21 protein-coding genes and 2 pseudogenes are annotated in these 24,821 nt (G+C 70.3%); 13 read left to right on the forward strand and 10 right to left on the reverse strand.

What is annotated here, in order from left to right; translation table 11 throughout:
• Nucleotides 1-99: 99 nt before the first annotated feature.
• Entirely contained in the window at nucleotides 100-2,697 is a 2,598-nt protein-coding gene (gene rph / locus ACZ3TS_RS07925) for a rifamycin-inactivating phosphotransferase (protein ID WP_467614666.1), read from the reverse strand.
• A 793-nt stretch (nucleotides 2,698-3,490) separates the two neighbouring features.
• On the opposite strand from rph, the gene ACZ3TS_RS07930 reads away from it, so the two are divergent.
• From ACZ3TS_RS07930 to ACZ3TS_RS07955, 6 genes are all read left to right on the forward strand, one after another.
• Nucleotides 3,491-3,958 carry an SAM-dependent methyltransferase gene (locus ACZ3TS_RS07930; protein WP_467614668.1) on the forward strand — a complete coding sequence of 156 codons (468 nt, stop codon included), beginning with the start codon at nucleotides 3,491-3,493 and terminating at the stop codon, nucleotides 3,956-3,958.
• 381 nt (nucleotides 3,959-4,339) lie between these two features.
• The gene (gene argC / locus ACZ3TS_RS07935) at nucleotides 4,340-5,368 is read left to right on the forward strand and encodes an N-acetyl-gamma-glutamyl-phosphate reductase (protein WP_467614670.1); all 1,029 of its coding nucleotides are present in this window, start codon (nucleotides 4,340-4,342) and stop codon (nucleotides 5,366-5,368) included.
• Complete coding sequence (argJ, locus tag ACZ3TS_RS07940) at nucleotides 5,365-6,516, forward strand: bifunctional glutamate N-acetyltransferase/amino-acid acetyltransferase ArgJ (RefSeq protein ID WP_467614672.1); 1,152 nt, start codon at nucleotides 5,365-5,367, stop codon at nucleotides 6,514-6,516. Before argC ends, argJ begins: the two co-directional genes overlap by 4 nt.
• Nucleotides 6,513-7,430 carry an acetylglutamate kinase gene (gene argB, locus ACZ3TS_RS07945; protein ID WP_467614675.1) on the forward strand — a complete coding sequence of 306 codons (918 nt, stop codon included), beginning with the start codon at nucleotides 6,513-6,515 and terminating at the stop codon, nucleotides 7,428-7,430. Before argJ ends, argB begins: the two co-directional genes overlap by 4 nt.
• Nucleotides 7,427-8,653 (forward strand): acetylornithine transaminase, encoded by a 1,227-nt coding sequence (locus ACZ3TS_RS07950; RefSeq protein WP_467614677.1) that lies wholly within the window; start codon nucleotides 7,427-7,429, stop codon nucleotides 8,651-8,653. Before argB ends, ACZ3TS_RS07950 begins: the two co-directional genes overlap by 4 nt.
• Before the next feature lie 7 nt (nucleotides 8,654-8,660).
• Nucleotides 8,661-9,197 (forward strand): arginine repressor, encoded by a 537-nt coding sequence (locus ACZ3TS_RS07955; RefSeq protein WP_467614679.1) that lies wholly within the window; start codon nucleotides 8,661-8,663, stop codon nucleotides 9,195-9,197.
• Nucleotides 9,198-9,248: 51 nt separating this feature from the next.
• Here the strand turns inward: ACZ3TS_RS07955 and ACZ3TS_RS07960 are convergent, their stop codons facing one another.
• From ACZ3TS_RS07960 to ACZ3TS_RS07980, 5 genes are all read right to left on the reverse strand, one after another.
• Entirely contained in the window at nucleotides 9,249-9,986 is a 738-nt protein-coding gene (locus ACZ3TS_RS07960; protein WP_467615139.1) for an FAD:protein FMN transferase, read from the reverse strand.
• Between the two features lie 63 nt (nucleotides 9,987-10,049).
• The gene (locus ACZ3TS_RS07965; protein ID WP_467614682.1) at nucleotides 10,050-10,856 is read right to left on the reverse strand and encodes an FMN-binding protein; all 807 of its coding nucleotides are present in this window, start codon (nucleotides 10,854-10,856) and stop codon (nucleotides 10,050-10,052) included.
• A 28-nt stretch (nucleotides 10,857-10,884) separates the two neighbouring features.
• The gene (locus ACZ3TS_RS07970) at nucleotides 10,885-12,222 is read right to left on the reverse strand and encodes a ferredoxin reductase family protein (protein WP_467615142.1); all 1,338 of its coding nucleotides are present in this window, start codon (nucleotides 12,220-12,222) and stop codon (nucleotides 10,885-10,887) included.
• A gap of 123 nt (nucleotides 12,223-12,345) precedes the next feature.
• Nucleotides 12,346-12,840, reverse strand: a complete 495-nt coding sequence (locus ACZ3TS_RS07975) for an FMN-binding protein (RefSeq protein WP_467614685.1) — start codon at nucleotides 12,838-12,840, stop codon at nucleotides 12,346-12,348.
• A gap of 7 nt (nucleotides 12,841-12,847) precedes the next feature.
• Complete coding sequence (locus ACZ3TS_RS07980) at nucleotides 12,848-14,197, reverse strand: ferredoxin reductase family protein (protein ID WP_467614688.1); 1,350 nt, start codon at nucleotides 14,195-14,197, stop codon at nucleotides 12,848-12,850.
• A 206-nt stretch (nucleotides 14,198-14,403) separates the two neighbouring features.
• On the opposite strand from ACZ3TS_RS07980, the gene ACZ3TS_RS07985 reads away from it, so the two are divergent.
• The gene (locus ACZ3TS_RS07985; protein WP_467614691.1) at nucleotides 14,404-15,144 is read left to right on the forward strand and encodes a response regulator transcription factor; all 741 of its coding nucleotides are present in this window, start codon (nucleotides 14,404-14,406) and stop codon (nucleotides 15,142-15,144) included.
• A gap of 29 nt (nucleotides 15,145-15,173) precedes the next feature.
• Complete coding sequence (locus ACZ3TS_RS07990; protein WP_467614693.1) at nucleotides 15,174-16,640, forward strand: sensor histidine kinase; 1,467 nt, start codon at nucleotides 15,174-15,176, stop codon at nucleotides 16,638-16,640.
• Here ACZ3TS_RS07990 and ACZ3TS_RS07995 read toward each other — a convergent pair.
• The 3 genes and pseudogenes from ACZ3TS_RS07995 to ACZ3TS_RS08005 form a co-directional block, all read right to left on the reverse strand.
• Nucleotides 16,627-17,331, reverse strand: a complete 705-nt coding sequence (locus ACZ3TS_RS07995) for a L,D-transpeptidase family protein (RefSeq protein WP_467614695.1) — start codon at nucleotides 17,329-17,331, stop codon at nucleotides 16,627-16,629. The genes ACZ3TS_RS07990 and ACZ3TS_RS07995 overlap by 14 nt on opposite strands.
• 3 nt (nucleotides 17,332-17,334) lie before the next feature.
• The gene (locus ACZ3TS_RS08000; protein ID WP_467614698.1) at nucleotides 17,335-17,922 is read right to left on the reverse strand and encodes a pyridoxamine 5'-phosphate oxidase family protein; all 588 of its coding nucleotides are present in this window, start codon (nucleotides 17,920-17,922) and stop codon (nucleotides 17,335-17,337) included.
• Nucleotides 17,923-18,060: 138 nt separating this feature from the next.
• Nucleotides 18,061-18,489 (reverse strand): annotated as a pseudogene (locus tag ACZ3TS_RS08005) (hypothetical protein); the annotation flags it as partial.
• Nucleotides 18,490-18,565: 76 nt separating this feature from the next.
• Here ACZ3TS_RS08005 and ACZ3TS_RS08010 point away from each other — a divergent pair.
• From ACZ3TS_RS08010 to ACZ3TS_RS08020, 3 genes are all read left to right on the forward strand, one after another.
• Complete coding sequence (locus ACZ3TS_RS08010; protein ID WP_467614700.1) at nucleotides 18,566-19,759, forward strand: argininosuccinate synthase; 1,194 nt, start codon at nucleotides 18,566-18,568, stop codon at nucleotides 19,757-19,759.
• A gap of 96 nt (nucleotides 19,760-19,855) precedes the next feature.
• The gene (gene argH / locus ACZ3TS_RS08015; protein ID WP_467614703.1) at nucleotides 19,856-21,289 is read left to right on the forward strand and encodes an argininosuccinate lyase; all 1,434 of its coding nucleotides are present in this window, start codon (nucleotides 19,856-19,858) and stop codon (nucleotides 21,287-21,289) included.
• Nucleotides 21,290-21,362: 73 nt separating this feature from the next.
• A complete protein-coding gene (locus ACZ3TS_RS08020) occupies nucleotides 21,363-22,334 on the forward strand; it encodes an aldo/keto reductase (RefSeq protein ID WP_467614705.1) in 972 nt (323 codons plus the stop codon).
• Between the two features lie 40 nt (nucleotides 22,335-22,374).
• Here ACZ3TS_RS08020 and ACZ3TS_RS08025 read toward each other — a convergent pair.
• A pseudogene (locus ACZ3TS_RS08025) lies at nucleotides 22,375-22,642 on the reverse strand (VOC family protein); the annotation flags it as partial.
• Nucleotides 22,643-22,699: 57 nt separating this feature from the next.
• Between ACZ3TS_RS08025 and ACZ3TS_RS08030 the strand changes: the two are divergent.
• Together ACZ3TS_RS08030 and ACZ3TS_RS08035 are read left to right on the forward strand one after the other, a co-directional pair.
• The gene (locus ACZ3TS_RS08030; protein WP_467614707.1) at nucleotides 22,700-23,251 is read left to right on the forward strand and encodes a TetR/AcrR family transcriptional regulator; all 552 of its coding nucleotides are present in this window, start codon (nucleotides 22,700-22,702) and stop codon (nucleotides 23,249-23,251) included.
• Entirely contained in the window at nucleotides 23,248-24,771 is a 1,524-nt protein-coding gene (locus ACZ3TS_RS08035) for an MFS transporter (protein ID WP_467614709.1), read from the forward strand. The genes ACZ3TS_RS08030 and ACZ3TS_RS08035 overlap by 4 nt, the downstream gene beginning before the upstream one ends.
• The last annotated feature ends 50 nt before the right edge of the window (nucleotides 24,772-24,821 follow it).

A 24,821-nucleotide genomic window follows, 5' to 3' on the forward strand; every position in this document is an offset into this window, starting at 1 on the left:
CAACCAGCCTCCGCGTTGCGGGCGGCGGTCGTGGGGTGGTCATCAACTGCTCGGCGTTGTTTGGTCCAAGCTACGGATGGGGCTTCTCGGTGTGCTCGGTCAAGGCAGGATCTCGACGTACCCGTCGGTTCCGTGCACGCGGATCCGCTGCCCGTCCAGGACCAGCCGGGTGGCCTGCTCCACGCCCACGACGGCCGGCAAGCCGTACTCCCGGGCGATCACTGCGCCATGGGTCATCAGGCCGCCCACCTCCGTCACCAGGCCCGCGATTCCGACGAACAGCGGCGACCAACTGGGGTCCGTGAAGGTCGTGACCAGGATGTCGCCCGCTTCGAGGTCGGCCTCCCCCATGTCAAGGATGACGCGGGCCCTTCCCTCGATGGTCCCGGCGGAAACCGGTAGGCCGATCAGGGCGCCGGCCGGCACGTCGTCGCGCCGGTACGCCCCGGTGACGGCCTCACCATCCGATGTGAGCACCCGGGGCGGTGTGAGCGCGTGGTACGACCGGAACGCGTCCTTGCGCTGCTGGATGAGCTGGTCATCCACCTGGTTCGTGCGCACGACGTCGTGGAGTTCCTCGAACGTGAGGTAGAAGATGTCCTCCTTCTCAGGAAGCACGTTGGCCTGCACGAGGCGCTCGGCTTCCTGCAGCAGGGCCTGCTTGTAGACGAAGGAGCGGCTGACGATGCCGTACTTCGGGTACTCCCGGTACCCGATGAAGGTTCTGACCCGGTCGATCATCCGCTTGGCCTCGTCGGCCTTCTCGTCCCCGTCCGGCAGGGCCCGCAAGCGTGACAGCACGTCCTGTTCCTTCTTCTGCGCCTTCTGTCGCCCTTGCTCGAAGCGCCGCTCGGCGGCGCCCGGCTCGAAGTTCCTGACGTTGTCGAGGATCACGGGCACGAGCGTGGTGGGGCGCTCGCGCCAACGTGGCCTCGTGATGTCGATCTCGCCGACGCAGCGCATGCCGTACCGGTCGAGGTAGGACTCGATGGCGTCGCGCGCTTCGGTCCCGCCCGCGAGCTTCGCCAGCTCGTCCAGAAAGCCCTCGTCCTCGACGCCCTGCAGGAACGCCACCACCTCCGGATGCGGGCGGATCACGTCCGCGACGTCGAGCAGCGCCAGTCCCATCTCCGACGTGACGTTGTCGGGGGCGGACAGCGTGAGCGTGTCAGCCGCGTTCTTCTCACCCAGCCACTCCTCCAGCTTGTCGTTGAGCCACCATGTGGCCTCCATCCCCTCCGTGATCGCCTGCATGTTCAGCGGGTCACCGAGGACCCGCTTGTGCTCCTCGAAGGCCTCCAGCAGGAAGGCGAACAACGCCGGTCCGGTCTTCGTCCGGATGTCGCGCTCCAGGGCGGCGATGGACGCCTGGCTGCGCTCGATCAGCTCGGTGACGATGGCCGGATCGGTCTCGATCCGGGCGGACGCACCGCTGGCCGGCGGCCCGCCGGGACCCGCGTCCGGGAGCGACGGGACGAAGTCGTCGCGGTCGAGGACGGTCTCCAGAGCGTCCCTGACCAGCGGATCGCCTCTCCCCATGACGTCCAGGAGGCCGGCGCGGCTCGCGGGCGTGGCCAGGCGCCGGGTGACATCGACGAACAGCCTCCCGCCGGCCTCGTGCATCGGCACCATGGCCGTCAGCTGCCACATGGAGAACCCCAGGGGCTTCATGGGGTCGGTCATCATCTGCTGATGGCCGACGGAGACGTAGACGTGGTTCTCCTGGTCGCCGGTCTCCGGGATGGGGAACAGCGTCGTGATCGGCCGGCTCTGGACGATCCAGAAGTCATCGTCGACCAGGCACCATTCGATGTCCCGCGGGCGGCCGAAGTGCGCTTCGATCCGCCGCCCGATCTGCACGAGCCGCACGACCTGCGCATCCGTCAGCGTCGGCTCCTCCCGCCGCTGCGAGTCGATCGCCACCTCCTGCGTACCGCCAGCCGGCAGGGCCTGAACGGCACGCTGTTTGGCGGCGATCGCCTTGGCGACGACTTCGCCGTGTCGCACCTTGAAGACGTCCGGGTTCACCAGGCCGGAGACCAGGGCATCGCCGAGGCCGAAGCCGGCGTCCACGGTGGCGACCTTCCGGTTGCCCGTGACCGGGTCGGCCGTGAACAGGATGCCTGCCGTATGCGGGAAGACCATCTGCTGCACGACCACGGCCATGTGGACCGTACGGTGGTCGATGCCGTTCCGCTGGCGGTAGGTCACGGCCCGCTCGGTGAACAGCGAGGCCCAGCACCGGCTGACGTGCTGGAGGATCGCCGCCGGCCCCACGACGTTCAAGTACGTGTCCTGCTGGCCGGCGAAGGAGGCCGTCGGCAGGTCCTCTGCCGTCGCGCTGGATCGGACGGCGTAGGCGGCCTGTTCGCCGAGCTGGGCGAGCGCGCGGGTGATCGCCGTCGCGAGATCGCCCGGAATGGCGATCCCTTCGATGGTCCGGCGGATCTCCGCGCTGAGCGTGCGGATCTCCTCACGGTCGTCCGGATGCAGGCGCGACAGCTGATCGAGCCGATCGTCGATCGACGGCGCTTCCGCCATGGTCCGCCGGAAGGCGTCCGTCGTCACGCAGAAGCCGGCCGGCACGCGGATGCCTTCGATCCGCGACAGCCCGCCCAGGTGAGCGCCCTTGCCGCCGACGACCGCGACCTGCGTCTCGTCAACCTCTTGAAGACCCCACACGTACTGCTCGATCATCGCGATACCTCCGAGGCAGTCGTGTCCCGTTGCACTGCGGCGGCCGATCGAATCACCGGCGCCTCCAGCTCTGTCGAACCTCTTGTCAGGCACGTCCTCGTCTCTGGCTCCCCTCCCTTTGACAAGTGGGCCGACCGCTCCGCCCAGTCGGGTGGCGCGCACACCCGCACCACCGCCCCGAGCGCTGGCGACCGCACTGCCGGTCCCACCACTGGTTCGACGTCACCGCGTCCCCCATACGTCGACAACACACGCACGTCGTGCCCCCCAATTCCGCAGGTTGTGGCATCGGCCGACGATTCTGCGCCGTGACCCGGGTCTTGCCGCAAGCCCCCCAGCGCGCTATACGTTGAGAGTGGCAAGGAGAGAGCTCTCCTTGCCTTTGCCTTTCGCCGTCCAATGGAACTGACAAGCTTCTCGCGAAGCGGTGGCGCGCCGCGTACGGCGGTACGCGTCGTTGGGCCAGGGGGATGTCCCATCGGTCTACGGATGCAGCCACGGAAACAGAAGTTCTTTTCCTTGTCGGCGAGGCCCGAACGCCGTCGAGCGCGTCGCCATCTCCCGGAGGTCGTTGCGCCACGCGAGTGCTGGGCCGAGCTCGCTGCCCCAGCACGCCGAAGCACACGTGCTCGCCGACGCACCCCTGTGACTGGTCGGTTCACCGGGCTGAGCGGCGTCGGTGAAGTTTGCTGCTGATCGTTGGATGCGGGCTCGTTGGCGGGTCAGGGCCTGGTCCACGGTGGTGCCGATCGCCTCGACGCGGGTATCGGCGCGGTGGGGATAGCCTCTGGCCATGCCGAGCTTCGAGATCACACCGATAGGTACGGTCCGGAACGACCGGACGGACGTCCAGCACACGGACAACTGGGGTGCCGTCCGCAGCACGATCACCATCGACGAGCGCTTCGGCGAGGCGTGCCTCCAGGGTCTGGAGGGCTTCTCCCACGTGGAAGTCCTCTTCATCTTCGACCAGTTCCCGGAAAGCGACGACTACCGCGAACCTCGCCCCTACCGGGGCCGCTCCGACCTCCCGCCCGTCGGCATCTTCGCCGGTCGCGGCCCCCGCAGACCGAACCGCATCGGGGTAACGTGCTGCGCCATCGAGTCCGTCCACGGCCGCGAACTGACGGTGGTGGGCCTCGACGCGGTCTCGGGCACCCCTGTCATCGATCTGAAGCCGACGATGGAGGAATTCCGCCCGGAGAACATCAAGCAGCCGGAATGGGTCAGCCGCCTGATGTCGGAGTACTTCCAGCCGTAAGCGCGGTCTGGGGGCGAAGCCCCAGAATCCTCCGGTAAGGAGGCTGCCGCGACCAAGCGGCTTTGGTGACGCTCGCTGCTGATCGGTGGATGCGGGTGCGCTGGCGGCTGAGGACCTGGTCCACGGCGGTGCCGGTGGCCTCGATGGTGGTGTGAGCGCGGTGGGGGTAGTCCTCGTACTTGGCCGCGCGCCAGACGCCTTCGATCTCGTGGTGTTCGGGGCTGCGGGGCGGCAGGTGGAACAGCTCCCCTCCGATCTTCGCAAGCTGCGCAGCGGCCCTTGAACAAACGCTCGCTCACAACCGGCGGCGCCCGGTTCGGCCTCCGGGATTGCATAAACGTGCAGCGAAGCGTATAGTCATGCCATCTAGAGGAGGGTTCCATGGCGGTACGTGCGGCGGTGGCCGGAGCGAGCGGGTACGCGGGTGGGGAGCTGCTGCGTCTGCTACTGGCGCACCCCGAGGTCGAGATCGGTGCCCTGACCGGGAACTCCAACGCGGGTCAGAAGCTCGGCGCGCTCCAGCCGCACCTTCTGCCGCTGGCCGACCAGACACTCCAGGAGACCACGCCCGACGTCCTCGCCGGGCACGATGTCGTGTTCCTCGCCCTGCCCCACGGGCAGTCCGCCGCCGTCGCCGAGCAGCTCGGGCCGGACGTGCTCGTGATCGACATGGGTGCCGACTTCCGGCTGGAGGACGCGGCCGACTGGGAGCGGTTCTACTCCTCCCCGCACGCCGGGACGTGGCCCTACGGCCTTCCCGAACTGCCAGGTGCCCGCACTCGGCTTACGGGGTCCAAGCGCATCGCGGTGCCCGGTTGCTACCCGACCGCCGCCTCGCTCGCGCTCTTCCCCGCGTACGCCGCCGGGCTCGCCGAGAACGAGGCCGTGATCGTCGCGGCCTCCGGCACCTCCGGCGCGGGCAAGGCGCCCAAACCGCACCTGCTGGGCAGCGAGGTCATGGGGTCGATGTCCCCGTACGGCGTCGGCGGAGTCCACCGGCACACCCCCGAGATGATCCAGAACCTGAGCGCGGCCGCCGGAGAGGGGGTCTGCGTGTCCTTCACGCCGACCCTCGCGCCGATGCCGCGCGGCATCCTTGCCACCTGCAGCGCGAAGGCGAAGCCCGGCGTGAGGGCCGAGTCCGTCCGCGCCGCCTACGAGAAGGCCTTCGCCGACGAACCCTTCGTCCACCTCCTCCCCGAGGGGCAGTGGCCCGCCACCGCGTCCGTCTACGGTTCCAACGCCGTTCAGCTGCAGGTCGCGTACGACGCCGCCGCGCACCGCATCATCGCGATCAGTGCCATCGACAACCTGACCAAGGGCACCGCGGGCGGTGCCGTCCAGAGCATGAACATCGCCCTCGGGCTCGACGAGACCACCGGGCTTTCCACGATCGGAGTCGCACCGTGAGCGTCACGGCAGCAAAAGGGTTCCAGGCTGCGGGCATCGCCGCCGGGATCAAGGGGAACGGCAGCCCGGACCTGGCCCTCGTGGTCAACAACGGGCCCCGCCGTGCCGCCGCGGGCGTCTTCACCTCCAACCGTGTGAAGGCCGCGCCGGTGCTGTGGTCCGAACAGGTCCTCAAGGCCGGTCAGCTCTCCGCGGTCGTCCTCAACTCCGGTGGCGCCAACGCGTGTACGGGTCCCAAGGGATTCCAGGACACGCACGCCACCGCCGAAAAGGCGGCCGACGTCCTCGGCCGGGGCGCGATCGAGGTCGCCGTCTGCTCCACCGGGCTCATCGGCGTCCTGCTCCCGATGGACAAGCTGCTCCCCGGTGTCGAGACGGCCGCCGCCCAGCTGTCCGAGCACGGTGGCGAGAAGGCCGCCATCGCCATCAAGACCACCGACACCGTTCACAAGACGTCCGTCGTGACTGGCGGAGGCTGGACCGTCGGTGGCATGGCCAAGGGCGCCGGCATGCTCGCGCCGGGCCTGGCCACCATGCTCGTGGTCCTCACCACGGACGCCGATGTCGACAGCGAGACGCTGGACAAGGCGCTGCGCGCCGCCACCAAGGTCACCTTCGACCGGGTCGACTCGGACGGCTGCATGTCCACCAACGACACCGTGCTGTTGCTCGCCTCGGGCGCGTCCGGGATCACCCCGGACTACGACGACTTCGCCGAGTCCGTACGCGAGGTTTGCGCGGACCTCGGCCGGCAGCTCATCGGCGACGCCGAGGGTGCGAGCAAGGACATCAAGGTCGAGGTGATCAACGCCGCGACCGAGGACGACGCCGTCGAGGTGGGCCGCTCCATCGCCCGCAACAACCTCCTCAAGTGCGCGATCCACGGCGAGGACCCCAACTGGGGCCGCGTCCTGTCGGCGATCGGCACCACGAAGGCCGCCTTCGAGCCCGAGCAGCTCAACGTCGCCATCAACGGCGTGTGGGTCTGCAAGAACGGCTCCGTGGGCGAGGACCGGGAGCTCGTCGACATGCGCTACCGCGAGGTGCACATCGTCGCGGACCTTGTCGCCGGCTCCGAGACCGCCACCATCTGGACCAACGACCTCACCGCCGACTACGTCCACGAGAACAGCGCCTACTCCTCATGAGCAACGCAACGACCCGTAAGCACACCGCGCTGCCCAAGGCGCAGATCCTCATCGAGGCGCTGCCCTGGCTGACCCGGCACCACGGCAAGACGGTCGTCATCAAGTTCGGCGGCAACGCCATGGTGAACGAGGAGCTGAAGGCCGCGTTCGCCCAGGACGTCGTCTTCCTGCGGCACGCGGGGCTCAGGCCCGTCGTCGTCCACGGCGGCGGCCCCCAGATCAGCGCCGCCCTCGACCGGCACGGCATCGTCAGCGAGTTCAAGGCGGGCCTGCGGGTGACGACCGAGGACGCCATGGACGTCGTCCGCATGGTGCTGGCCGGCCAGGTGCAGCGCGAGCTGGTCGGGCTGCTCAACCAGCACGGCCCGCTCGCCGTCGGCCTCACCGGTGAGGACGCGCACACCATCACCGCCACCAAGCACCAGCCCGAGATCGACGGCGAACTGGTCGACATCGGGCGGGTGGGCGAGATCACCGAGATCGACACGGGCGCGATCGAGGCCCTGCTCGCCGACGGCCGCATCCCGGTCGTCTCCTCCATCGCCCGCAGTCAGGACGACGGACATGTCTACAACGTCAATGCTGATACGGCGGCTGCGGCACTTGCTGCGGCACTGGGCGCCGAAACCCTCATGGTCCTCACGGACGTCGAGGGCCTCTACGAGGACTGGCCCCACTCCGACGAGGTGATCAGCCGCCTCACCGCTTCCCAACTGGAGAAGCTGCTGCCGGAGCTGTCCTCCGGCATGGTGCCGAAGATGGAGGGCTGCCTGCACGCCGTGCGCAACGGCGTCAACACAGCCCGCGTCATCGACGGCCGGGTCCAGCACTCGATCCTGCTGGAGATCTTCACCGACGAGGGCATCGGCACCATGGTCGTGCCCGATGCATGCGATCAGGGGGCCGCCGAATGACCGGAACGACCGGAATGACCGCCGTCTCGGGCAACGAGGAGCTCACCCAGCGGTGGCAGGGCGCGCTCATGAACAACTACGGCACCCCGAGGCTGCCCCTCGTCCGCGGTGAGGGCACGAAGCTGTGGGACGCCGACGGCAAGGAATACCTCGACTTCGTCGGCGGTATCGCGGTCAACGCGCTCGGCCATGCCCACCCGGCCGTCGTCGAGGCCGTGAGCAAGCAGATCGCCTCCCTCGGCCACGTCTCCAACCTGTTCATCGCCGAGCCCCCCGTCGCCCTCGCCGAACGGCTGCTGGAGCTCTTCGGCCGGGACGGCAAGGTCTTCTTCTGCAATTCCGGCGCCGAGGCCAACGAGGGAGCCTTCAAGATCGGCCGGCTGACCGGGCGCACCCACATGGTCGCCGCTCAGGGCGGCTTCCACGGCCGCACCATGGGCGCCCTCGCGCTGACCGGCCAGCCCGGCAAGCAGGAGCCGTTCCTGCCGCTGCCCGGTGATGTCACGCATGTGCCGTACGGCGACGCCCAGGCCCTGGCCGCCGCGGTCACCGAGGAGACCGCCCTCGTCGTCATCGAGCCCATCCAGGGCGAGAACGGAGTGGTCGTCCCGCCCGCCGGCTACCTGAAGGCGGCCCGCGCGATCACCGCCGCCACCGGGGCGCTGCTCGTCCTCGACGAGGTGCAGACCGGTGTCGGCCGCACCGGGCACTGGTTCGAGTACCAGGCCCATGAGGGTGTCCTGCCGGACGTGGTCACGCTCGCCAAGGGGCTCGGCGGAGGGCTGCCGCTCGGCGCCACCGTCGCCTTCGGCCGGGCCGCCGAGCTGCTCCAGCCGGGACAGCACGGCACCACCTTCGGCGGCAACCCCGTCGCGTGCGCCGCCGGGCTCGCCGTCCTCGACACCATCGCGGCCGAGGGCCTCCTGGAGAACGTCAAGCGGCAGAGCGAGAAGCTGCGCGACGGAATCGAGTCGCTGGGGCACCCCCTCATCCGCCATGTCCGGGGCTCCGGCCTGCTCCTCGGTATCGTGCTCACCGAGCCGCTCGCGCAGCATGCGCAGCAGGCGGCTCAGGACGCCGGTCTCCTGGTGAACGCGCCCGCCCCGAACGTCGTACGGCTGATGCCGCCGCTGAACCTCGGCGATGACGAAGTGGAGGCGTTTGTCCGGGCGCTTCCCGGTGTCCTCGACGCAGTGAACGGGGACGGACGATCCGGGGAATGAGACGACGATGAGTGAGGCGCACGACCAGGAGCACGCGGGGCCCTCCGTGCCGCAGACCCGCACCGCACGCCACCGACGGATCGTGGACATCCTCAACCGGCAACCGGTGCGCTCCCAGAGCCAGTTGGCGAAGCTCCTCGCCGACGACGGGCTGAACGTCACGCAGGCGACGCTCTCCCGGGACCTCGACGAGCTGAACGCGGTGAAGATCCGCAACACCGACGGCGACCTCATCTACGCGGTCCCGAGCGAGGGCGGCTTCCGCACCCCGCGCGCACCGCTGGGCGAGTCGGCCAAGGAGGAGCGGATGCGGCGTCTGTCCCAGGAGCTGCTGATCTCCGCGGAGGCCTCCGCCAACCTCGTGGTCCTTCGCACACCGCCGGGTGCGGCCCAGTTCCTGGCCTCGGCGATCGACCAGGCGGAACTGCACGACATCCTGGGCACGATCGCGGGCGACGACACCCTGCTGCTGATCAGCCGCGACCCGAGCGGCGGCCAGGCGCTGGCGGACCACCTGCTGCGGCTGGCGCAGAACAACCACTGAGACACGCGAAGGAGGGGCGTACCGGAGCCGGTACGCCCCTCCTTCGCGGGGTCACCCCAGGCGCGCCGCCAGTCCTCCCGTGCAGCGCACCTCGTCGCCGGCCGTGATCAGCAGGGCCTCCACGTCCGGCAGGGACTCCAGCCAGTCCAGCGCCTGTCGCGAGCCCATCGCGAACGCGGCCGTCGCCCAGCAGTCGGCCCAGGTCAGCCGGGGGCCCACCACGGTCACCGCCACCAGATCGGTGACCGCCGACCTGCCGGTACGCGGGTCCACGATGTGCGCGCCGCGCTCCGCGGTCCCCGACGTGGCAACGGCCAGCTCGTGGGCGCCCGCCGCGGAGATCACCGCAGCGAGCCCGCCGGGGCGCAGCGGATCCGACACGCCGACCCGCCAGGGGCGGTGCGGCCCGGGCACGCCGTACATCTGCACATCCCCGCCGCCGTTGACGCTCACCCCGCTCGCCCCGGACGCCGCCAGGTGCCGGGCCGCCCGTTCGACCGCCCAGCCCTTCACGATCCCGGTCGGGTCGATCCGCCCTTGGTACCTCGTGCTGAACCAGCCGTCGCTGTGCCGCTCCGCCTCGGCGCCCAGAAAGAGCACCTCCGCGACCTCCGGGTCGCAGTCCTGCACGGTCAGCTCGCCGCGGGACAGTCGGGAGACCTGGCTGTCCTCCCGGTACGTGCTGAACACCTCGTTCACGCGGTGGAGCCCCGTGATCGCCTCCTCCAGCGCGGTCCGCACGGCTCCGGGTTCACCGCCGCGCACGTCGAAGGACACGACGGTGCCCATCACCTCCTCCGCGTGCCGCAGCGCGGGCGGTGCCCCGGCGGGGTCGGTCACCTGATCGACCACTCAGCCACCGGCCTTGTCGAGGGCCGACTGCAGTGACTCCTTGTACCCGGCGCTGGTGTACGTCGCGCCGGAGACCGCGTCGATGTTCGCACTCTGAGCACTCACCGCCTCCTGGTTGAGTCTGGGTACGGCCAGGGCGGTCTTCTCGTCGCTGACGCCGCCCTCGGGCGCCTGGACGGCCTCGGCCTTGGTGATCTTGCCGCCTTCGAGGGTGAGGCGGACCTGGACGGGGCCGTACTGCGTCTGGGTCACGTTACCCGTCACCGTGCGTGCCTGGGCCACCGATCCCGACGACCCAGACGAACCGGACCTGTCGGCGGACCCTGAAGAACCGCTGCCGCCGGACGTGGACTTCGCCTTGTCGATCGCCGACTGCAGGGACTGCTTGTACCCGGTGCTGGTGTACGTCGCGCCGGAGACCGCGTCGATCTGCGCGCTCTGCGCGGCCACGGCCCCCTGGTTGAGTCTGGGTACGGCCAGGGCGGTCTTCTGGTCGCTGACGCCGCCCTTGGGTGCCTGGACGGCTTCGACTTTGGTGATCTTGCTGCCCTCGAGGGTCAGGCGGACCTGGACGTTGCCGTACTGCGTCTGGGCCACGTCGCCGGTGACGGTCTGCGCGCCCGCCTGCTGCGAGCTGCCGCCCTGCGGCGACTCCTGGGCTGCCGCGGTCTGTTGTGGCGCGGCCCCGCCCGCCGCCTGGGCCGAGGACGGGTCCGACGCCGGCTTCAGCGTCAGCAGCAGCACGATCCCGGACACGGTGGCGGCGCCGGCGAGCACGGCACGCCGAATGGGGTGGCTCTTCCTCATCGTTCCTGAGCTCCTGATTTCCCGTCGCTCACATCTCGAACGACTCGTGATGGATGCGGCGGGCAGGGACCCCCGCGCCGCGCAGTGCCTCGTACACCTGCTGCGCGAAGCCGGGCGGCCCGCACATGAAGACGTCGTGGCGCTCGATGTCCGGCAGCTTCCGGCGCAGGGTGTCCGCGGAGATGTCCGGGCGTTCCCCGTCCGGGCTGTTGACCGCGTACATCAGCCGGGCGCCGCGTTCCTCGGCGATCTGGGCCAGCTCGTCCCACAGGGCGAGGTCCTGGGTGCTGTTGGCCCGGTACAGCAGCGTCAGGTCGCCCGCGGCGCCGGGCAGGGTCTCGAACAACGCCCGCATCGGCGTGATACCGACGCCCCCGGCCACCAGCAGCACCTTGCCGCGGCTGCGCCGGTCGGCGGTGAGCGCCCCGTACGGTCCCTCGGCCCACACCCGGGTGCCGGGCTCCAGGTCACGCAGCGCGGAGCTGTGGTCGCCGATCGCCTTGACCGTGATACGGAGCATGTTGGGGCGGGGCGCCGCAGACAGTGAGTACGGGTGCGAGCTGAAGCGCATGCCGGGCGCGAGGAACCGCCACCGGAAGAACTGCCCGGCCGCCGCGCCCATCCGGTGCAGCTTCCGTCCGGTCATCAGCACCGAGACGATCCCGGGCGTCTCCTCGATGACCGCCTCGACCCGCAGCCGGTGGCGCATGTTCAGGCGGATCGGGGTGATGATCCGGTACCAGATCACCAGCGCGGTCACCGACCCGTACAGCGCGTACCAGGCGGTCTTGGCCTCAGGCTGGGCGGTGAACTCGTTGCCGGTCGACAGTTGGTGCCAGAAAGACAGGTAGGTGGCCGCGTAGGTGAGCAGATGGACGTGGTACCAGAGGTCGTACGAGAGCCTGCGGCGGATCGGGCCGATCGAGATCAGCGCGATGAGCACCAGCAGACCCGTGCCGACGGCGGCCTTGCCCACGTCCGGCAACTGGTTGACCGAGTCGATGGTCTGCTGCACGATGCCGCCGAGCCCCTTGCCCGCCTGGAGGGCGTAGCCCCACATGGTCAGGAAGAGATGGGCGAGGACGAGGCAGACGGTGTACCGGCCGGTCATCGCGTGCCAGCGCGCGACCCGGTCGGAGCCGACCCGGCGCTCCAGCGCGGGCACCCGCGCCATCTGCAGCACGACCAGTGCCATCAGATAGCCGGCCAGCAGGCCGGTGATCCGCCCCGCGTTGAGGATCCTGCTGTTGTTGTCGGCGATGGACGGGGTGTTCATCCACCACAGCCAGATGACGCCCGCCGCGCCCGCCCATACGGCGACCAGCAGCGGGACGGCAGGGGAGCGGCGTGGGCGAATGGCGCGCATCGTCTGGCGCCGCGCGGCGCGGCCACCGGCGATCGTGGACACGGTCTCCTCCGTGGTCCTCGTGGGACGGGGTGAGGCCAGTGGCCCCTTGGCCCAGAGGTACGTGGCGAAACCGCGGTGCGTTCAGCTGTTCGCGGAGTCCAGTGCCGACTGAAGTGACTGCTGGTAACCCTGGCTTGTGTAAGTGGCTCCGGAGACGCCGTCGATGTTCGCGCTCTGCGCGGCGAGCGCCTCCCGGTTCAGCTGCGGGATGGCGTAGCTGTTGATCTCCTGGTCCCTCGGGTTCTCCTGCGGATACGTCACCGCCGTGACGTCGGTGAGCTTGCCGTTCTTCACCGTGATCCGGACCTGGACGGGCCCCCAGCGGGTCTGGACCGAATCTCCGGTGACGGTCTTGGTCCCGGTGGACTTGCTGGATCCGCTGGAGCTCGATCCGCTCGATCCACCTGATCCGCTCGACACGCTCGCGCTGCTCGATGGTGCGGACGAGGGTGCGGCCACGGCGACATCGGGTGTGGTGTGCGGCTTCAGCGACAGCAGCAGCACCAACCCGGAGACGGTGGCGGCGCTCGCCAGCACGATGCGGCGCAGCGGGCTCTTCCTCTTCAACGCGTGCATGACGGCCTCACAGCTCGAAAGACTCGTGGTGGATACGGCGGTCGAGGACCCCGGCCGCGCGCAGCGCCTCGTACATGTCCTCGGCGAATCCGGGCGGGCCGCACAGAAAGACGTCGTGGTCGGCGAGGTCGGGCACGGCGCCGTGCAGTGCGCCGGGCGTGAGGCGTGGGCGCGAGCCGTCCTCACCGTTGAGGGCGTACAGCACCCGGGAGCCGCGCCAGCGGGCTATCGCCTCCAGTTCGGCGCCCAGTGCCAGGTCCTCGGCCGAGCGCGCCCGGTACAGCAGTGTCACCTCACCCGGCAGCGTCTCGAACAGGGCCCGCAGCGGGGTGACTCCGACGCCGCCGGCGATCAGCAGGGACCTGCCGGAGCTCCGTCGGTCGGCGGTCAGCGAACCGTAGGGCCCCTCCGCCCAGACCCGGGTGCCCGGCCGCAGCAGGGCCACGGACGCGCTGTGGTCGCCGAGCGTCTTGACCGTGATGCGCAGTTGCTTCCGGCGCGGTGGCGCGGACAGCGAGTACGGCGTGGACGTCCAGCGCAGGCCCTCCGTCAGGAACCGCCAGCGGAAGAACTGGCCGGGCTCGGCCCCCAACTCGTCCAGGCGCCGTCCGCGCATGACGACGGACCACACCCCCGGGGCCTCCTGGTGCACCGCCTCCACCCGCAGCCGGTGGCGCAGGTTGAGCCGTACCGGCGTGAGGATCCGGAACCACACCACCAGGGCGGCGACGCCCAGGTACAGCACGTACCAGGCTGCCTTCGCGACGGCGTTCCCGGCGAACTCCGCGCCCAGCGCGAGCTGGTGGCCGAAGGCCAGGAAGACTGCGGCGTAGGTGAGGAGGTGCACGTAGTACCAGAACTCGTGACGGGTACGTCGGCGGACGGCGCGCATCGAGGTGATCCCGACGGCGAACAGGACGATCGTGCCCAGGGAGGCCTTGATCATCTCCGGGTAGTCAAAGACCACCGTGAGCGCCTCGTGCACGACCGAGGCGTGGTCCTGGGCGGCGTACGCGGTCAGGATGAGCACGATGTGCGCGACCAGCAGGCAGATCGTGTACCGCCCGGCCATCGCGTGCCAGCGCGACACCCGGTCGGAGCCGATCCGCCGCTCCAGCATCGGCACGCGGGCCATCAGCCCGACCAGCACGGCGCAGGAGTAGCCGCTCAGCAGCCCGGCGATCCGCCCCGCGCCGATGAGCCAGCCGGCCGTGCCCACGACCGAGCCGGTGTCCTGCCACCACAGGGCGATGACGGCGGCCGCCCCGGCCCACAGGAGAGCCAGCACCGGGACCGCCGGGGAGCGCCTGACGAGCGGCGGCACGGGCGGCGCCTGCTGCTGGTACACCGTGGTCATGGTCCGTTCCTTTCCGGCGTCGAGGACGCAACTGTGCAGGCGGAACTTCTGAGGCGGCTCTGAGGAATCTGAGCCGGTTCTGAAGAAGGCGGAGGAAGGGGACTCCGCGCAGGGAGCTCGCGACGGACGTGCCGCGGCACTCATAGCGAACTCAGAGGGACGGGCGTCGCCGAGCGCTCCCGGGACGGGGGATCCTGGTAAGTGCCATGGACACACCCCGCTCCGGCCGCCCCGCCCTCGCCCGCCCCGACGGCACACCCCTGCGCGTCCTCGTGGTCGACGACGACCCGGACCTCGCCGAGGTGCTGTCCGGGGCCCTGCGCTACGAGGGCTGGGAGGTGCGCACCGCCGGCGACGGGGCCACGGCCGTCGCCGAGGCCCAGGACCTGATGCCGGACGCCGTCGTCCTGGACGTGATGCTCCCGGACACGGACGGCTTCGCCGTGCTGCGCTCCCTGCATGCCGTGAAGCCCGACGTGTGTGTGCTCTTCCTCACCGCACGGGACGCCGTCGAGGACCGCATCGCCGGGATCACGGCGGGCGGCGACGACTATGTGACCAAGCCGTTCAGCCTGGAGGAGGTCGTCGCCCGGCTGCGCGGACTGCTGCGCCGCGCAGGCATGGCGCGGCAGCTGGAGGAGGGGCCGCGGCTGGCCGTCGGCGACCTGGTGATGGACGAGGAGGCCCGCGAGGTGACCCGGGACGGCGAGCTGGTCGAGCTGTCGCCCACCGAGTTCGAACTCCTGCGGTTTCTGATGCGCAACCCCCGGCGCGTGCTCAGCAAGGCGCAGATCCTCGACAGGGTGTGGTCGTACGACTTCGGCGGCCAGGCCCACGTCGTCGAGCTGTACATCTCGTATCTGCGCAAGAAGGTGGACGCGGGCCGGGAGCCCATGATCCACACGGTGCGCGGGGCCGGGTACGTGCTCAAGCCGGTGGCCCGGTGAGGACGGGGCTGCGTCGAGCGGTGCGGTGGGTGCGGCGTCTGCCCCGGCCGCGCACTTTGCGCGCGCGGCTCACCGCCGGGCTCGTCGTGCTGTTGGCACTCAGCTGCGCCGCCGTCGGGGTGGCCGCCGTGGTCGAGCTGGACGGGTTCCTCACCGGCCGGCTGGACCAGCAGCTGCACGATGCCGGCCCCCGCTTCCCGGCGAGCCTCGAACACGGCCTCCAGCCCTCGGACCACGACGGCGACGAGCACGGCGACACCCGCAAACAGTCCGCCGGCACCTTCGGCGCACGGCTGGTCGGGGAAACGGTCACCAACGCGGCGGTGGTCCGCCCCGGCAACGAGACCACCGGCCTGAGCGCTCCGCTGAGCGCGCGGGACGAGCACACCCTCGCCGTGGTCCCCACGGACGGCAAAGGGCACAGCGTCCGTCTGTCGTCCCTCGGCGGATACCGCCTGATGGCGACCACGGGTCTGGACGGCGACGTACTGATCACCGGACTGCCCCTGGAGCCGGTGGAGGCCGCGGTGCACCGCCTGGAGCTCGTCGCCGCGGTCGTCTTCGGCGCGGCCCTCGCGGTCACCGGTGTGGCGGGCGCCCTGTGGGTGCGCTGGTCCCTGCGGCCGCTGAGCCGGGTCGCCGCGACCGCCACCCGGGTCAGTGAACTCCCGCTCGCCAGCGGCGAGGTCGCGCTGCCGCCGCGCGCCCCCGAGAACGAGCCGCGCAGTGAGGTGGGCCGGGTCGCCACCGCCTTCAACCGCATGCTCGGCCATGTCGAGGACGCGCTGACCAAGCGGCACGCCAGCCAGGAACGGCTACGCAGCTTCGCCGCCGACGCCAGCCACGAGCTGCGCACGCCGGTCGCCTCGGTCCGCGGCCACGCGGAACTGGCGTTGTTGCACCCGGGCCCGGTCCCGGCGGAGGTGATCCGCGCCCTGGAGCGGATCAGCGCGGAGTCGGCGCGCATGGGCGAGATGGTGGACGATCTGCTGCTCCTGGCCCGACTGGACGCGGGCCGCCCCTTGGAGCGGCGCCCCGTCGACCTCACCCGCCTGGTCCTGGACGCGGTGACGGACGCGCGCGCGGCCGGTCCCGGTCACCAATGGGCGCTCGAGCTGGCCGAGGAGCCGGTGACCGTGACCGGTGACGAGCACCGGCTCCCCCAGGTGCTGGCCAACCTGCTGGCCAACGCGCGTCTGCACACGCCGGAGGGCACGAAGGTGACCGTCTCGCTGCGATCCGACGGCACGGCCGCCGTACTCACGGTCCACGACGACGGCCCGGGAGTCCCCGACGACATCCGGCCGGGCGTCTTCGAACGCTTCACTCGGGCCGACCACCGGCGCCGCCCGGACAACCATGGCGGCGCCGGGCTCGGCCTCTCGATCGTGGCTGCTGTGGCGGAGGCGCACGGGGGGAGTGTGGGGTTGAAGAGCCGCCCTGGATCGACGACGTTCACGGTGCGGCTGCCAGCAGGCGGGGCTAGTAACGAGTGATCGCGGTCGCCCCGCTCGCCGTCCCGATCGCGATGTGCGGCTCCCGCGAAGGATCCGCCCACTGCAGGATCCGCCGCATCGCGTCCTGCGGCACCGACACACAGCCTGCCGTCGCCCCCTTGCCGTTGACGTGCAGGAAGATGCCCGCGCCGCGCCCCCGCACCGGCTTGTCGTAGTTGAAGCCGATCACGAGGGCGTACCCGTACTGGGGGTCGTAGGTGATCAGATGCTCGGACTCGGCGGCCCGGCAGTCGGGCGGGAGGGGCTCCGTCCAGCGGTTGTAGGAGGGGGAGTCACTGTCCTGGCACCACCACGAGTCCTGGTGGACCGGCCGGTACGGCGCCTTCGTGCCCGTGGGCGCGGCCTTGATGCCGAACGCGTACGGCAGGTCGTACAGGCCCGTCGGCGTCGTGTTCGTGCCCTGTGTGCGCGAGCCACCCTCGACGAGCCCGTTCGCACCGAAGCGCGCGGCCGCCGAACCGGCCTTCACCCACTGTCCGCCCCGGCGGTCCCACCAGGTGACCGTGCCCGTCGTCGCGCCGGTCGTGGGCGCCTTGGCGGTGATCAGCTGGGTGCCGCCGCCGGTGTCCGCCAGCCGCTCGGGCAGCGGTACCTCCTCGGCGGCGCCGGGTCCGGCGCCGAGCAGGAGGAGGGAGACGGAGGTGAGGGCGGCGACGATACCGGGGAGCATGGCTCAGAACGTAGACGGCGGCAGTGGCAACGGCAGCCCCGGCAGGCCGTCCAGACTGGTTTCGATGTGCTCTTTCCCCCGGAAGTAGTCACTGAGGGACGTGTCGTCCTCTCGTGCGAAGCGCCTGCCGTGCAGATTGCGGTCCTCCTCGTACGACATGAAGGGCACCGCGTAGCCACACGAGTCCCGGATGCGTTCGGCCGTCACGACGATGATCGCGCGCAGTCCGTGCAGGGCGGGGTCGATGTCCGGGAAGTGGGTGAGGAGTTCCTTGAAGCGGGGGTCGTCGCGGAAGACCGGCTCACCGCGGCCGTGCACCCGCACGATGTTGGGCGGGCCCTGGAAGGCGCACCACATGAGGGTGATCCGGCCGTTCTCCCGCAGGTGGGCGAGGGTCTCGGCGTTGCTGCCCGCGAAGTCCAGGTAGGCGACGGTGAGCTCGTCGATGACGGCGAAGGACCCCTTGAGTCCCTTGGGGGAGAGATTGACCGTGCCGTCGCCCGACAGCGGAGCGGTGGCGGTGAAGAAGAGGGGCTGCTCCTCGATGAACGTACGCAGTCTGCCGTCTATGCGCTCATAAGTCTTTCCCATGTCTAACGATTATTGGGGAAATTCTTTCGCTCGTCTAAGGAATTGCGCCGTCCGGTTGTACGGTGTGCGCCTCGTGCCCGTCCATGGCCGCCCCGGCCGGGGCGTGGGGCGGCCACGGCGCCCGTCACGTCACTTGGTGAGCGTGCAGGTGGCCAGGGAGTCGAGGCCCTGCGGTTCGGCCGAGGTGCGCCCGATGACGATGGCGATGCGGTCGATCGGCGAGGCCCGCTTGTCCTTGAGGGGGCCGAGGATCGCGTTCTGCACGAAGTTGGGGCCGCCTTGGCCCACGGTGTCGACCAGGCGCTTGTCGGCTTCGGCGATCTGGGTGTCGAGCAGGTCGCGGTTGCGGGTGACCTCGGCCTGGGCGGAGGCGGGGATCGCGGGGAGCTGCGACTTCACATCGGGGCAGGTGATGGTGCCGGGGTCCGCCAGGGTCCTGGCGCCGTTGCTCTTACGAACGCGGCGCCTGCGTCCGGCGAGAGATACGGGAAAGCGATTTCGCGCGTTCAAGGGTTTCGAAAATGCCCCTGCGAAACGACCGGGTGGCGGCCGCGGGCCGCACCACATCCGCCCCGGATTGACGAACCATGCAGGGTGCTGCATACTCATGCATATCAGCGAATGCACTGTGAGGGAGAAACCCGTGACCGAGCGCGTCGTACTCGCCTACTCCGGCGGTCTGGACACCTCCGTCGCCATCGGCTGGATCGCCGAGGAGACGGGCGCCGAGGTCATCGCCGTTGCGGTCGACGTCGGCCAGGGCGGCGAGGACCTGGACGTCATCCGCAAGCGCGCGCTTGCCTGCGGTGCCGTCGAGGCCGAGGTCGCGGACGCCAAGGACGAGTTCGCCGACGAGTACTGCCTCCCGGCGATCAAGGCCAACGCCCTCTACATGGACCGCTACCCGCTGGTCTCCGCGCTTTCCCGGCCGACGATCGTCAAGCACCTCGTCGCCGCCGCCAAGAAGCACGGCGCCACCACGGTCGCCCACGGCTGCACCGGCAAGGGCAACGACCAGGTCCGCTTCGAGGCCGGCATCGTCGCCCTCGCCCCCGACCTCAAGTGCATCGCCCCGGTCCGCGACTACGCGATGACCCGGGACAAGGCGATCGCCTTCTGCGAGGAGAAGCAGCTCCCGATCGCCACCACCAAGAAGTCCCCGTACTCCATCGACCAGAACGTCTTCGGGCGCGCCGTCGAGACGGGCTTCCTGGAGGACATCTGGAACGCCCCGATCGAGGACATCTACGAGTACACCTCCAACCCGGCCGAGCCCCGCGAGGCCGACGAGGTGATCATCACCTTCAAGGAGGGCGTCCCGGTCGCCATCGACGGCAAGCCCGTCACGGTCCTGCAGGCCATCCAGCAGCTCAACGAGCGCGCCGGCGCCCAGGGCATCGGCCGGATCGACATGGTGGAGGACCGGCTGGTCGGCATCAAGTCCCGCGAGGTCTACGAGGCTCCGGGCGCGATCGCCCTGATCACCGCCCACCAGGAGCTGGAGAACGTCACCGTCGAGCGCGAACTCGCCCGCTACAAGCGGCAGGTCGAGCAGCGCTGGGGCGAACTCGTCTACGACGGCCAGTGGTTCTCGCCGCTCAAGCGCGCCCTGGACGGCTTCGTCAACGAGGCCAACCAGCACGTGTCCGGTGACATCCGCATGACACTGCACGGCGGCCGCGCGGTTGTCACCGGCCGGCGCTCCGAGTCATCGCTGTACGACTTCAACCTCGCGACCTACGACACCGGCGACACCTTCGACCAGGCCGCGGCCAAGGGCTTCATCGACATCTACAGCCTGTCGTCGAAGATCGCCGCCAAGCGCGATCTGGCGTAACCCCGGGTCGCCTGACACGCACTAGCCTGAAGCCGCCTCCTTGCTTGCGAAAGCGGGGAGGCGGTCGCACATCGCCATCTTCGAGGAGCAACGCAAGTGAGCAGCAACAGCGGTGACGTACGGCTCTGGGGCGCCCGTTTCGCCGACGGTCCCGCCGAGGCCCTGGCGAAGCTGTCCGCGTCCGTCCACTTCGACTGGCGGCTCGCGCCGTACGACATCGCCGGCTCCCGTGCCCACACACGTGTGCTGCACAAGGCGGGTCTCCTCACGGACGACGAGCTGACGCGGATGCTCACGGGGCTCGACCAGCTCGAAGCGGACGTCGCCTCGGGCGGTTTCACGGGCACGATCGCCGACGAGGACGTCCACACGGCCCTGGAGCGGGGCCTCCTCGAACGCCTCGGCCCCGACCTCGGCGGAAAGCTGCGCGCGGGCCGCTCACGAAACGACCAGGTCGCGACCCTCTTCCGTATGTACCTGCGTGACCACGCCCGCACCATCGGCGGTCTGATCGCCGACCTCCAGGACGCCCTGGTCGGCCTGGCCGAGGCCCACCCGGACGTGGCGATGCCCGGCCGCACCCACCTGCAGCACGCCCAGCCCGTGCTCTTCGCGCACCACGTCCTCGCCCATGTCCAGGCCCTGTCCCGGGATGCCGAGCGGCTGCGCCAGTGGGACGAACGCACGGCCGTGTCGCCGTACGGCTCGGGCGCGCTCGCGGGCAGCAGCCTCGGTCTCGACCCGGAGGCGGTCGCCAAGGACCTCGGGTTCGAGCACGGCAGCTCGGCCAACTCCATCGACGGCACGGCCTCCCGCGACTTCGTCGCCGAGTTCGCCTTCATCACCGCGATGATCGGCGTCAACCTCTCCCGCATCGCCGAAGAGGTGATCATCTGGAACACGAAGGAGTTCTCCTTCGTCACGCTCCACGACGCCTTCTCCACCGGCTCGTCGATCATGCCGCAGAAGAAGAACCCGGACATCGCGGAGCTGGCGCGCGGCAAGAGCGGCCGTCTCATCGGCAACCTCACCGGGCTGATGGCCACGCTGAAGGCCCTGCCGCTCGCCTACAACCGCGACCTTCAGGAGGACAAGGAGCCGGTCTTCGACTCCATCGACCAACTGGAGGTCCTGCTCCCGGCCTTCACCGGCATGATGGCCACGCTGACCGTCCACCGCGAGCGCATGGAGGAGCTGGCCCCGGCCGGTTTCTCGCTTGCCACGGACATCGCCGAGTGGCTGGTCAAGCAGGGCGTGCCGTTCCGCGTGGCGCACGAGGTCGCGGGCGAGTGTGTCAAGGCCGCCGAGGCCGAGGGCAAGGAGCTGGACGAGCTCACCGACGAGCAGTTCGCGAAGATCTCCGGGCATCTGACCCCCGACGTACGGTCCGTCCTCAACGTCCCGGGTGCCCTCGCCTCCCGCAACGGTCGCGGTGGCACGGCACCCGAGGCGGTCGCCGTCCAGCTCGCCGAGGTGAAGGCGGACGTGGCGGCCCAGCACGTGTGGGCCACCGCGAAGCAGAAGAAGTAGCAGGCCGCGTACGCGAAGGGCATCACGGGTTAGGTTGGTCGCAGCCCAAGGAGCCGACCGAACGGAGCCCGCGATGCCCTTCGCCCGCCTCGCCTCAGCGACGACTCCCACCTGCCACATCGGCCTCGGCCTGGCCGCCGTCGGCCGTCCCGGCTACATCAACCTCGGCCGCGAGCAGGATCTCCCGCCCGTCCGCAGCGTCGACGCCCTGCGTGAGCGCACCCACGAACTACTCGACGCCGCCTACGCCCAGGGCGTCCGCTACTTCGACGTGGCCCGCTCCTACGGCCGTTCCGAGGAGTTCCTCGCCGACTGGTTGGGTGTCCGCCCCGACATCGACGACGTCGTCGTCGGCAGCAAGTGGGGCTACACCTACACCGCGGGCTGGAGCACCGAGGCCGAACAGCACGAGGTCAAGGACCACAGCGTCGCTACGTTCGAGCGGCAGCGCGCCGAGACCGCCGCCCTGCTCGGTGACCGGCTCGACCTCTACCAGATCCACTCGGTGACCCCGGACAGCCCCGCCCTCACCGACAAGGAGCTGCACGCCAGGCTCGCCGAGGCCGCCGCGCAGGGCACGTCGATCGGTTTCTCCACCAGCGGCCCGGCGCAGGCCGACGCGATCCGCGCCGCGCTCGCCGTCACGGTCGAAGGCGAGCCCCTGTTCCGCACCGTCCAGTCCACGTACAACGTGCTGGAGACCTCGGCCGCTCCCGCGCTTGCCGAGGCCCATGACGCGGGTCTGACGGTGATCGTCAAGGAGGGCATGGCCAACGGACGGCTGGCCGACCCGCACGCGCCCGAGGCGCTGAAGTCCGTGGCCGCGGAGACGTCCCTCGGCTGCGACGCGGTGGCCCTCGCCATGATCCTGCGCCGGCCCTGGGTGGGTGTCGTCCTCTCCGGCGCGGCCACGGTCGACCAGCTCGCCTCGAACCTGCACGCCGCAGTCGTCGACCTCGACGAGGGGCAAATCGCCCGCCTCGAGGCCCTCGCCGAGGACCCGCAGGCGTACTGGGAGCGGCGAGGACAGCTGCCCTGGCATTGAGATCTGCCTGAATCCTGAAAAAAGTGGCGGCAGTGAGACCTGCAAGCCACATCTGGAAGGACGCGCCTGCGGGATCGAGGGCGACCGTGAAGCGGCCAGCGTCGAAGACGTCCATCGGTCCGAGGACCACCGTCCCGCCGGCAGCCCGCGCCGCCTCGGCGGACGCGTCCGTCGGCGACAGTGAACGACACGTTGCAGGCGACCGGCTGCGCCTCCTGGTACAGGGGAGAGGGGGCCGCGACCGGCGCGTCACCGAGATGCGCGACCGTGTATCCGCCCGCCTCCTGCCGGGGGTCGGTCTCCGGACGTCAGTAGAGCAGGTCGGTCGTGAGACATTGATGTCTCATATGGCCTATGCTTGTCTCATGGCCCTCGATCGTGACCACGTGCTGCGCAGCGCAGCCGCCCTGCTCACCCGGAAATCCACCGCCACCATGGACGAGGTCGCCAAGGCGGCCGGGATCAGCCGGGCCACGCTGCACCGCCACTTCGCCGGGCGCGACGTGCTCGTGCGGGCGCTCGAGGCGCTCGGCATCGAGGAGTGCGAGGCGGCGCTGGCCGCCGCGCGGCTCGACGAGGGCTCGGCCCAGCAGGCCGTGCGCCGCTTCGTGACCGAGATCGAGTCCGCCGCGGGGCTCCTCGCCTTCCTCTACACCGAGAACCAGCTCTTCGAAGGCAAGGAGCAGAACGAGGGCTGGGCCAGGATCGACGCCCGGATCGCCGCACTCTTCCGGCGCGGCCAGGCGAGTGGCGAGTTCCGCATCGACCTCACCCCGGCATGGCTGACCGAGGCCCTGTTCGGCCTGATGGCCTCCGGCGCCTGGGCCGTCACGGAAGGGCGCCTCGCGCCCAAGGACTTCACCTACATGATCGTCGAGCTGATGCTCGGCGGCGCACTACGGAGAGAGGAACCATGACCACCACCCTGCAGCCGGCTGCCGCGCCGCGGGCGAAGAGGCCTCCGGGCCGGTGGCTCGCGCTCTGCGTCCTCGTGCTCGCCGTGCTGCTGGTGGCCGTGGACGCGACCGTCCTCGGCCTCGCGACCCCCTACATCAGCGAGGACCTGGAGCCCTCGGGCACTCAGCTCCTCTGGATCGGTGACGTCTACTCGTTCGTCATCGCCGGTCTGCTCGTGTCCATGGGCAGTCTCGGCGACCGTATCGGCCGCAAGCGGATCCTGCTGGGCGGCGCCACGGCCTTCGGACTGGTATCCGTCCTCAACGCCTACGCGTCGACGCCGGAGATGATGATCCTCGCGCGGGCGCTGCTCGGAGTCGCGGGCGCGACCCTGATGCCCGCCACGCTCGCCCTGATCCGCAACCTCTTCCGCGACCCTCGCGAGCGCAGCCTCGCCGTCGGCATCTGGGGTGCCACCGCCTCGGCCGGCACTGCGGTCGGCCCGATCGCCGGCGGCTTCCTGCTCGAACACTTCTGGTGGGGCTCGGTCTTCCTCATCAACCTGCCCGTGATGGTGGTCCTCGTCCTCGTCGGCATCAGGACGCTCCCCGAGTCCCGCAACCCGAACCCGGGCCCCTGGGACCTGTCCAGCGTCGTGCTGTCACTGGTCGGCATGATCAGCATCGTCTACGCGGTCAAGGAGGCCGCCAGCCACGGCTTCACCCGGGCCACGCTCGCCACGGGTCTGCTGGGCGCGGCCGCCGTGTACGGCTTCGTCCGCCGGCAGCTCACCATGCCGGCCCCGCTGCTGGACGTGCGGCTGTTCAGCAAGCGCGGCTTCAGCGGTGCGGTCCTCGCCGACCTGCTGACCGTGCTCGGCATGTCCGGCCTGGTGTTCTTCCTCTCCCAGTACCTGCAACTGGTACAGGGCAGGCGGCCGTTCGAGGCAGGACTGGCCGAACTGCCTGCCGCCGTCGGCGCGGTGGCGGCCGGTCTCGTCGCAGGCCGGGCCGGCCGGCGCTTCTCGGTGCGGGCCGTGGTCTCCGGCGGGCTGGCGGCGGTCGGCCTCGCCCTCGCCGCACTGACGACGCTGAGCCGGTCGACCGGCTACCCACTGCTCGGCACAGCCCTGCTCGTCGTCGGTGTCGGCGCCGGGTTCTCGTTCACCGTCACCGCCGACGTGATCCTCTCCAGCGTGCCCAAGGATCAGGCGGGCGCCGCGTCGGCGGTCTCGGAGACGGCCTACGAACTGGGCGCGGCCCTCGGCATCGCCCTGCTCGGCTCGATCGTGACGGGCGTCTACCGCGACTTCAGCGGTCCGGCGGCCATACCGGAAGGGGCGCATGAATCTCTGGGCGCGGCAGTCGAAGCGGCAGCACACTTGCCGTCACCCACGTCCGGGGCACTGCTTGACGCAGCCCGGGGGTCCTTCGTCCACGGATTGCAGTTGGCATCGGGCGCGGGCGCGGCCGTCCTGCTGGCGACGGCGGTGGCGGCATGGTTCCTGCTGCGCGGCCAACGGCTGGACAGCGCCCCCTGAGGGGCCCGGGGCTGTGAGATGGTGCGGCTCCGCCGCGTGGGCGGACCAGC

The organism is Streptomyces sp. NPDC022910 (genome assembly GCF_055561075.1).

Bases quoted from the DNA above. Each gene is read 5' to 3' on its own strand.
- ACZ3TS_RS08020 (WP_467614705.1), top strand. From the start codon at position 21,363: ATGCCCTTCGCCCGCCTCGCCTCAGCGACGACTCCCACCTGCCACATC.
- ACZ3TS_RS07955 (WP_467614679.1), top strand. From the start codon at position 8,661: ATGAGTGAGGCGCACGACCAGGAGCACGCGGGGCCCTCCGTGCCGCAG.
- ACZ3TS_RS08030 (WP_467614707.1), top strand. From the start codon at position 22,700: ATGGCCCTCGATCGTGACCACGTGCTGCGCAGCGCAGCCGCCCTGCTC.
- ACZ3TS_RS07970 (WP_467615142.1), bottom strand. From the start codon at position 12,222: ATGCGCGCCATTCGCCCACGCCGCTCCCCTGCCGTCCCGCTGCTGGTC.
- ACZ3TS_RS08035 (WP_467614709.1), top strand. From the start codon at position 23,248: ATGACCACCACCCTGCAGCCGGCTGCCGCGCCGCGGGCGAAGAGGCCT.
- ACZ3TS_RS07980 (WP_467614688.1), bottom strand. From the start codon at position 14,197: ATGACCACGGTGTACCAGCAGCAGGCGCCGCCCGTGCCGCCGCTCGTC.
- ACZ3TS_RS07950 (WP_467614677.1), top strand. From the start codon at position 7,427: ATGACCGGAACGACCGGAATGACCGCCGTCTCGGGCAACGAGGAGCTC.
- ACZ3TS_RS07965 (WP_467614682.1), bottom strand. From the start codon at position 10,856: ATGAGGAAGAGCCACCCCATTCGGCGTGCCGTGCTCGCCGGCGCCGCC.
- argB (WP_467614675.1), top strand. From the start codon at position 6,513: ATGAGCAACGCAACGACCCGTAAGCACACCGCGCTGCCCAAGGCGCAG.
- ACZ3TS_RS07960 (WP_467615139.1), bottom strand. From the start codon at position 9,986: ATGGGCACCGTCGTGTCCTTCGACGTGCGCGGCGGTGAACCCGGAGCC.
- rph (WP_467614666.1), bottom strand. From the start codon at position 2,697: ATGATCGAGCAGTACGTGTGGGGTCTTCAAGAGGTTGACGAGACGCAG.
- argC (WP_467614670.1), top strand. From the start codon at position 4,340: ATGGCGGTACGTGCGGCGGTGGCCGGAGCGAGCGGGTACGCGGGTGGG.
- ACZ3TS_RS08000 (WP_467614698.1), bottom strand. From the start codon at position 17,922: ATGGGAAAGACTTATGAGCGCATAGACGGCAGACTGCGTACGTTCATC.
- ACZ3TS_RS07930 (WP_467614668.1), top strand. From the start codon at position 3,491: ATGCCGAGCTTCGAGATCACACCGATAGGTACGGTCCGGAACGACCGG.
- ACZ3TS_RS07985 (WP_467614691.1), top strand. From the start codon at position 14,404: ATGGACACACCCCGCTCCGGCCGCCCCGCCCTCGCCCGCCCCGACGGC.
- ACZ3TS_RS07995 (WP_467614695.1), bottom strand. From the start codon at position 17,331: ATGCTCCCCGGTATCGTCGCCGCCCTCACCTCCGTCTCCCTCCTCCTG.
- ACZ3TS_RS07975 (WP_467614685.1), bottom strand. From the start codon at position 12,840: ATGCACGCGTTGAAGAGGAAGAGCCCGCTGCGCCGCATCGTGCTGGCG.